Below are 8,707 nucleotides of genomic sequence, written 5' to 3'. Positions count from 1 at the left end.
CTTTCATGTATCTAGTGATAAGTGACCCATTGAATCATCTGTAAAAGTATACCTTTACAGATACATAGGAAACTATAAAAAACCACGTCTATAAACATCAGTTTCTCATTTTACAGACATCTGTTTATTTTATATACCTTTACAGACATAATTATTATAATTATCAATGAGGTGTAGCATATGAAACATAAAAAATTTGGATATGTGCGAGTTTCGAGTAAAGATCAAAACGAAGAACGGCAAATTCAGAATATGCAGAATTTAGGGATAGAAGAACGGGATATTTTCATAGATAAAGAATCTGGAAAAATATGGAGCGAGAGAATTATCAAATGCTAAAACGTCTTGTTCGTACAGGAGATACCATTGTGTTTGATTCCTTGACAAGACTTGGAAGAAATATGAATGATACATTAGAAGAATTTAGATATTACGAAAAACATAAAGTAAATTTACAATTTATAAAGGAACCATACATTAACGTCAATTACACTGGAGAAAGTACAAATGATGTTATTCAGAGCGCAATTCAAAAAGCAACACTGACAATATTATCTGCCTTTGCAGAAAAAGAGCGCATTGATATTAAACAACGTCAAACTGAAGGAATTGCTCTTGCCAGAAAACAAGGTAAACGTTTAGGACGTCCGCCTGTCGAAATAACAGAAGAATTCACGGATGCTTACAAGGAATGGAAATCTGGTTCAATTACAGCAGTAGGGGCCATGAAAAAGTATGGCATCAAACGTTCTTCGTTTTATAAACTTGCTAAACAGTATGAAGAATAAATAAAATAATAACTTGTCTTATTAACATTATCTTAAAAGGGACTTGTAGTGATTGCTACAAGTTCCTTTTATTTTACTCTTGTTGTGGTTTTTGCTCTTGTTGCTTTGTATCCCATATAGTTCAGATAAAACTCTTGGGCACTCCCTTGATAAGTGCTCATACTTTGAGCTTTATATCCCATATAGTTCAGATAAAACGTAAATGTCTGACTGGAGCGTAGCGGAAGGAATTTACTTTATATCCCACATAGTTCAGATAAAACAGTTTGTTTGTTTTGTTGGATTCTCTCTCGATCACTCTTTATATCCCACATAGTTCAGATAAAACCCTCATGTCCTCGTTCTCGCTAAACAAGTTAGTAATCTTTATATCCCACATAGTTCAGATAAAACCCTATCCATATACGGATGATACACCTTATGATATCAACATTTTACTATGTGTATCAATCCGTATTTTGCAGCGAACCATTGATTGTGTTTTTGTATTCTCTTACAACATGCTGAAAGAGCTTGTCATATCAAGGTTTTCAGCATGTTTTATAAAGACGAGGTTTACTGCAAAATTATGAAAGTACCACATGATTTTTATCTTTACTATATGGGATCAAGAAAAAAGCTTGATTTGCACAGAACGGATTTTTCCATTTATTTCTACAGATTTATTGAATCTTAATTTTTGAATGCATTATAATAATCCTATATTAAAGATTAAGGAGGAAAATGATGAGGTTGAAAGTAAGCTTTACTTGTAAAGTAATTCCTCTCTCATATCGTTTTATGTTTGTGAGTTTTATCAAAGAAGCTCTAAAAACATCAAACGCAGTATATGCAGAGAATCTATATATCTTTGAGAATAAACCGAATAAAAAAAGTAAGAATTTTACGTTTTCCGTTTATCTTAAAGACTATGTTTTAGAAAATGATGAATTCCTCCTTCAGAACGGATTGGACTGGATTATTAGTTCACCTGATCCTGAATTCATTTCTTACTTAGTAGATGGTTTAAACGAAATTAAAGAATTTCAGTACAAAGGATACAAACTACAGAAGAAGAACATATCTATACTACCGGAAGTCAAAGTGAAAAGTGATACGGTTGTATTCCGCACCCTTTCCCCTATTTTTATTAAAGACCGAGATGGGAAACCTCTTGCTCCAACAGAAGAAGGTTATGAAGAGAGTTTCAATTATATTTGTGATATGACTTTGCGTAATTATCATGGAGAAGGCTTGAAAAAACCTTTGCAATTTATACCTATGAATTTAACAAAACAAGTTGTAAAAGAAAAATTTGATAATACCCCCAATCACCAGCACTTTGAAGCTTATAAAGGAACATTCTTGTTAAAAGGAGACCAAGAAGACTTAGAAATCCTTCGTCAAATTGGTACATCCTTCAAAAAGTCACAAGGGTACGGCTGCGTGTCCGTGGAGTACCAATGATTCGATTATATTTAGAAGATTGGGCTACGAACACTGGTATTCTGGGGTTTTATCGTATTTTAGATCATGCTGAAACAGATTTATTTGAAATCGAAGAGACATATATAGACTTTGATCCAAAATTGCTTCACGACTTTCCGCAATGGTTTTTCAATTATGCTTTTGATATGTTTTCTGTTGCAAATGAAAAAGAAGATAAGATGAATGCTTATCTAACATACGCTACATCCAACTTTAAAAGTTTTAAAGATTTTATCTTTGCTGATATTAAAAGTACAGAAAATAAGTTGAATAAACGTTTACCAATTGAAGGTGGAACCTTAAAAGAGCTGTTTAGCAGAAAAAAAGATGTATCAACTATTGAAGAATTAAAAACAGTCACAAGTGATTATCTAGCGTTGTTAAAGCAAGATCAAGTAAATGAAGTACTAACATTAAATATGATTCGGTTTCATTTAGGAGAACTGCATGGTCAAACAAGTTTTTTACAAAGATCACGCAGTACCCTGAATCGTTCAGAACATGAAGAATTCCTTACAAAAGATTTCGTCCAACCTATTTTACTAGAACAAGAGGTTCTTGCTGTTCTTCATTCTTTTAACAGTACAAATGAAGCAATAGAAAGCTTAAACAAAGTGATACATCAATCTGATGATAACAATTTTAAAAAGTTAGCGAAACAAACAATTACGAAACTAAAGAAGGATGAATTACTGTATTGTCCTGTTATTGAGGGGCAATTTGCTCTTACAGATTACACAGAGGCGGTATTTCTTCCGAATGCAGTCAGTATTGCAAATGCAACGAATTACACATGGAATAATCAAAAAACGTTTCCTATATCTAATCTTTATCGATTAATCATGTTTTGTTCTGTTTTTGGGCTCCATAGAGATCAAATAGACAAAGATACAGTAGTTTATTCCTTTATTCAAACCGATGAGGATTTTGATACACTAGCGGAAATAAATGATTTATTTGTCACTAATAAAAAGCAAAACAATCCTTTTGAAGTGTTTTTATACGACACATTAAAAGAAGCCAAAGATAAAGCAAATTGGATCTCTAAAAATATGTTAATTGTTGAATTCCAAAACAGTGGAAAAAAGACGAATCTTACTCAGAATTTTTTATCAGAACATGCCATTCAATACCTTCAAGAGCGTGGAGGGAAAGAGCTCGATCATATTAAATATCCACCGTTTCGGAACGTAATCCTACGTAAATTATTAAATGGAGAGCATTTTTTTCGTGATATCACTAACCAATTGAGGAAAAACGTAGATAACAATTATTCCAGTTATGATACGTATGCGGCCACTTTGGCTATGTTTCATTTAAATAGAATAAAGGAGTGTTACGGCATGTCTAACGAAACACGAGAAGCGCAATATGAATCTATGCAAAAGAGAGTCCAGTATGCACTAATGGATGGACGCGAAGTACGTAGAAGACTTACTGAACGTAGAATGGAGAATAAGATTCCAGGCATTACTTACCGTCTGTTAAATGCCTTAACTACCAATAACCGTCAACAATTCTTTGAAACATTATTCCGCACCTTTTTATTAGTTGAAAAGAACACTTCTATGTATGTGGATGCTACAAGGGAACATAGTAATGAATTTGAAGGTATTGCAAGTGCTTTACTATCCGGATTAAATGACAAACCCTATAAAAAAGAAGTGGAGGAAGCAAACTAATGGCTGGACTAACATTAACGATCGTATTTCAAGGAGATTCATTAAATTATGGGGAAGGAATTGGTAACATCTCCGAATTAAAGAAATTTAATCGTGGAAATGGAGATGTTCATACATTTGCTTCAAGGCAAGCTATTCGATACGATATGATTCGTTTAGGAGCCGAGCGTTATGGTTGGAACTTGGATACAGTTGGCCGTGACAAAGGTGAAGGGGAAGGAAAAAGTAAAAGCGTAGTCCAATATTCTCCTAGTGCTACCATTCAAGAATCAGAAGAAATGGATTTATTTGGGTACATGAAAACTGTAAAAGGTGACATGGGGAACAAACGCCCGGCTAGCATTCGGTTGTCTCATGCTGTTTCTCTTGAACCGTACCGGGGAGACTTAGAATTCTTAACAAATTTAGGACATGCTTCACGTATCAAAGAAAACCCAAATATCGCAACATCTGAGCGGCATACAAGTTTATATTCTTATACCATTACTATTGATTTAGATAAAATTGGTGTAGATGGAGAAATTGAATTACCACGTGAAGAAAAGGCAAGACGAATCAAAGAATTCTTAGAAATTGTATTTTCCTTAAATCGTAATATCCGAGGGCGACAAGAAGATTTATCCCCTTTGTTTGTAATTGGTGGTCTGTATGCTATTAATCAACCATATTTCTTAGGACGTACACAATTAGTTCCGACAAAACGTGAATACCGTTTAAATTCTATTATGCTACAAGAAATTTTAGAACGTCGCAGTATGGGACGGACTGTACAAGAACAAACGCATGTTGGTCTGTTATCTGGTGTTTTCGTAAATGAAGGGGAGCTACGAAATCTTGTTTCAAGCGACTCAACCCATACAATTCAAGGTATGCTAGATTATCTATTACAACAAGTGGAGAATTATTATGTCGGCTAGTGCAGCGTTACGAATAGAGTTATATCAACAAACCGCGTGTTACAAGAAACCAATGGCACAAAAAGCAAAGGAAACCTATCCTCTTCCACCGTATAGTACGGTGAAGGGGTTCCTTCACTATGTATTAGGTGCAAATGAATTAATTCCAATGGAAATCAGCATCCAAGGTACTCACGAAGGAAAGCTGTTTGATTTGCAAACACATCATTTTTACAAGTCAAAAGAAGTTACAACAATGCCCATGCATGTTCATATGTTGAAAGAAATCTCCCTTATTTTCCATGTACGTGCCGAACAAGGTGTATTGGAACAATTACAAAAAGCATTAGAAAATATCAATGAAGCACCAAGCCTTGGTCGACGTGAAGATTTGGCGGTCATTGAAGACGTGAAAAAAGTAACGTTGAAAGAAAGACATACAAAAGAAATCATTACACTAAAAAATGATTTCTTTATACCACGTCATTGTATTGTTGATCGCCTTGATTATATGAATTATAAAGGGATTTCATATCGATTAAATACGGTATATCAAGTGAAACAAGGAATTCGTACTTGGGAGACGGTTCAAACGCAGTTCTTCCGTAAAGGAGAAGGATTAAATTCACCTCAGTATATGGAAGATGAAGATGGCTATATTGTATTTTTCCATGCCTTATGAGTAGGCATGGATTTTTTTCAGGAGGAAAAAACATGGAAGATTTCATTTACGCAAAGTGGGATCAGCAAACAAGAGAGTTTGAAACATTACAAGAACATACAGGGCGGGTATTAGAAAATTTATCTTTACTAAAACACTCGTATGGTTCTTTTTTGTCAGAAGAGATCTGGCAACTGGCACAAGTAGCTGCACAATACCACGATGCAGGAAAAATTTATGAGGGGTTTCAACAAATTATTAAGCTCAATATGGGGTTATCCCCTTTAACGAAACAAGAAATTGAAAAGAAATATCCTAATGTTCCTCATGCTTTTATTTCCTTACTTTGTGTTCCATTCTTAGAATTACATTATTCCCAAAGTACAGAACGGGTTGTGAAAGAGGCAATTGCACATCATCATGTACGAAACGTAATGTTTGATGCCCAAATACTAAATGTAGTTTTACCAGATTTAAAAGGGAAAATAGACCGTTTGAAGCAAGAATTATGCTGTTCTGTTAATAAAGATCTTGATACTACAACTATAGGTTGGAAGCCAATTAAGAAAAAAGATAAAGAATATCTTCTTCTTGTGCTTGTAAAGGGACTTTTAAATCGTGTAGATCATGCGGCTTCTGCAGGAGAACTTGTGGAATATCATGCGGACAAAGGAGTTGGGACTTATGTCGATGAATTCCTAAAAAAGAATGGTCATAAACCACGCAATCTACAACTCTTTTCTTACGAGAATCGAAACAAGAATATTGTGGCTGTTGCACAAACTGGTATGGGAAAAACAGAAGCTTCTCTATTTTGGATTGATGAAGCTAAAGGGTTTATTACACTTCCTATACGCGTAAGTTTAAATGCCTTGTATGAGCGTATAACAAATGGAATGGGATATGTAGATGAAGAGGGGCAAGCGATTGCTGGATTGCTACACAGTGGAAGCGTGGATTTCCTACAGACATTAAACAATGATTACGAAATCAATGAACTTATCTATGAACAGTCTCGTTTATTGAGTAAAAAGTTAACATTTAGCGCCATTGATCAAATTTTAAAGTTTCCATTTTTATTTCGAGGGTATGAGAAATACTTGGCAACAATGGCGTACTCTAAGATAGTTTTAGATGAAATACAAGGTTATTCTCCGAAAATCTTAGCTATTATACTCAAAGCATTGGAAATGATTCACCAAATAGGTGGAAAATTTATGATTATGACCGCTACACTTCCTACTGTTTTTATGGAAACAATGGAGAAACGAGGCAAAATCAAGGTAAGTGATTTTGTAAAAGGGGAGTTCTATAATGACTTAATTCGCCATCGCATATCTATACGCAAAACAAAGATCGATAAGGATTTAGAACATATTCGCAAAGCCGGACGAAATAAACGTGTATTGATTATTGCTAATACCGTAAAAGAAGCAAAACGTATATACGGGTTGCTTAATAATGAAAATGTAAGGCTGTTGCACACGCAATTTATTCAGAAGGATCGTGCTGTCTTAGAAGAAGAAATTAAGAAATTCGCACCAAATGATAAAAACCGTGAAAAACAGAGTGGTATTTGGATTGCCACACAGCTTGTAGAAGCTTCATTAGATATTGATTTTGATTTGTTATTTACTGAAATCTCTACATTAGATAGCTTATTTCAGCGTTTAGGTCGTTGTTATCGCGGAAGAGAATATAAGGACACAGAACCTAATGTTTTTGTTTATACAAAAGCAGAAGGGATAGGGACCGTTTATGATGAGGATATTGTAAATAACGGTTTAAGACTTTTAGAACCCTTTAATGAACAAAAACTACATGAAAAAACAAAAATGGAGCTTGTCGAAACATTATATAAAACAGAAAACCTAAGTAAAAAATACTTAGACGAATTCTATCAAGCTTTAAAGATATTAGATAAACTTCCACTAAACGATATGGGAAATACAGAAGCACAAAGGTTGCTGCGTGATATTGATAATTATCAAGTTATTCCCTGTTCTATATATGTAGAGAATCGTGAGCTATTTACTACATTTAAACAGGAAAAAGATTCGAAACAGCGAAAATTATTACGAATGCAAATCGAAAAGCTTACAACCTCTATTTCTAGAAGACAGGTTCAACGATACGGAATCGAAATAAAGGAACTTGACATTCTTGGACTTCAATACATTCACACTTTATATTGTAAGTACGATTTTAATAAAGAAAAGATAACAGGAACAGGAATTGTACTTCCTTAATTTTGCAGTGAACCTCGTTTTTATAAAACATGCAGAAAACCTTACTATGACAAGGGTTTTCAGCATGTTTGAAGAGAATACAAAAGTACGATCGATGGTTCGCTGCAAAATACGGATTGATACACCTGTTAAAATGTTGCTATCATAAGGTGTATCATCCGTATCTAGATAGGGTTTTATTTGAACTATAGGGGATATAAATGGAGAAGGAGCAATATTCAAGCGACCGTGGTTTGTTGTTTTATTTGAACTATGTGGGATATAAATGATTTATTTTGTATCTTTCGAAATACACCGTTTTTTGTTTTATCTGAACTTTGTGGGATATAAAGGAGTTTAAATTTGATCCGAAAACTGAAAGTATTACGTTTCATCTGAACCATGTGGGATATAAAGTTTTGTTACGGGGATTTCATACATCGCCAAATGGAATAAGATGTTACCCAAAATAATTATTAAATATTCTTGTTGATGTTGTTAGCGGAATAGTTAAGAAGAGCTTGTGGCCATAAGTTTTTTAGAGGAAGCATCCAAAACGGGTGCTTTTTTTCTTTGTTATATGAAATTTATATAATAAACATGAAATTGAAAACATAACCTCATACTCATACCAAAATGTTTTAAACAAATGTTTGTTTAAATTTTCCATAATTGATTTCTTCATCATATAAGTAAAAAAGAGATAAGAACACTTTTTTAGTGCATTATCTCTTTTCGAATATGCATTTCATATCCCATGTGAATTTACCACATATTTCAATGGGACTTACAGATTGCTCTTCAAAAAAATTATAACTTACATTTTGTAAAAAATATACAATTTTCAATCCTTTCAAAAATTCATGGTCAGAATGTCAGTGACTTATATATATTAAAGAATTATATTTAGTGATAACAAGAAATTCATTTTATTATAGTTTATTAAATATGGATATAAATATAGGTTTTTAGGTAAGAATTCTAT

General features: G+C 33.6%; 5 protein-coding genes, 1 pseudogene and 1 CRISPR repeat array. All 6 genes and pseudogenes read left to right on the top strand.

Features of this window, described 5'->3' with window-relative positions; genetic code table 11:
* The first annotated feature begins 180 nt into the window (after positions 1–180).
* The 6 genes and pseudogenes from LOK41_RS26515 to cas3 all read left to right on the top strand — a co-directional run bounded on the left by LOK41_RS26515 (position 181) and on the right by cas3 (position 7,743).
* A pseudogene (locus LOK41_RS26515) lies at positions 181–788 on the top strand (recombinase family protein).
* 103 nt (positions 789–891) lie between these two features.
* Positions 892–1,181: a CRISPR direct-repeat array (repeat unit 29 nt; unit sequence CTTTATATCCCACATAGTTCAGATAAAAC).
* Positions 1,182–1,514: 333 nt separating this feature from the next.
* Positions 1,515–2,234: a CRISPR-associated endoribonuclease Cas6 gene (cas6, locus tag LOK41_RS26510; RefSeq protein WP_241818971.1), complete on the top strand. Its 720-nt coding sequence runs from the start codon at positions 1,515–1,517 to the stop codon at positions 2,232–2,234.
* On the top strand, positions 2,231–3,937 hold the full coding sequence (cas8a1, locus tag LOK41_RS26505; RefSeq protein WP_241818970.1) for a type I-B CRISPR-associated protein Cas8b1/Cst1: 1,707 nt from the start codon (positions 2,231–2,233) through the stop codon (positions 3,935–3,937). The genes cas6 and cas8a1 overlap by 4 nt, the downstream gene beginning before the upstream one ends.
* Positions 3,937–4,854 carry a type I-B CRISPR-associated protein Cas7/Cst2/DevR gene (gene cas7i / locus LOK41_RS26500; protein WP_174103554.1) on the top strand — a complete coding sequence of 306 codons (918 nt, stop codon included), beginning with the start codon at positions 3,937–3,939 and terminating at the stop codon, positions 4,852–4,854. The genes cas8a1 and cas7i overlap by 1 nt, the downstream gene beginning before the upstream one ends.
* On the top strand, positions 4,844–5,515 hold the full coding sequence (cas5b, locus tag LOK41_RS26495) for a type I-B CRISPR-associated protein Cas5b (RefSeq protein ID WP_174103555.1): 672 nt from the start codon (positions 4,844–4,846) through the stop codon (positions 5,513–5,515). The genes cas7i and cas5b overlap by 11 nt, the downstream gene beginning before the upstream one ends.
* Positions 5,516–5,547: 32 nt before the next feature.
* Positions 5,548–7,743, top strand: a complete 2,196-nt coding sequence (gene cas3 / locus LOK41_RS26490) for a CRISPR-associated helicase Cas3' (protein WP_241818969.1) — start codon at positions 5,548–5,550, stop codon at positions 7,741–7,743.
* Positions 7,744–8,707: the final 964 nt, after the last annotated feature.

Source organism: Bacillus sp. TL12 (assembly GCF_022625245.1).
Classification (GTDB): Bacteria; Bacillota; Bacilli; order Bacillales; family Bacillaceae_G; genus Bacillus_A.
This window is presented reverse-complemented; position numbering and strand designations above follow the sequence as displayed.

What these genes read in the sequence shown, in the direction of transcription:
- cas6 (WP_241818971.1), top strand. Translation starts at nt 1,515, where the DNA reads ATGAGGTTGAAAGTAAGCTTTACTTGTAAAGTAATTCCTCTCTCATAT.
- cas8a1 (WP_241818970.1), top strand. Translation starts at nt 2,231, where the DNA reads ATGATTCGATTATATTTAGAAGATTGGGCTACGAACACTGGTATTCTG.
- cas7i (WP_174103554.1), top strand. Translation starts at nt 3,937, where the DNA reads ATGGCTGGACTAACATTAACGATCGTATTTCAAGGAGATTCATTAAAT.
- cas5b (WP_174103555.1), top strand. Translation starts at nt 4,844, where the DNA reads ATGTCGGCTAGTGCAGCGTTACGAATAGAGTTATATCAACAAACCGCG.
- cas3 (WP_241818969.1), top strand. Translation starts at nt 5,548, where the DNA reads ATGGAAGATTTCATTTACGCAAAGTGGGATCAGCAAACAAGAGAGTTT.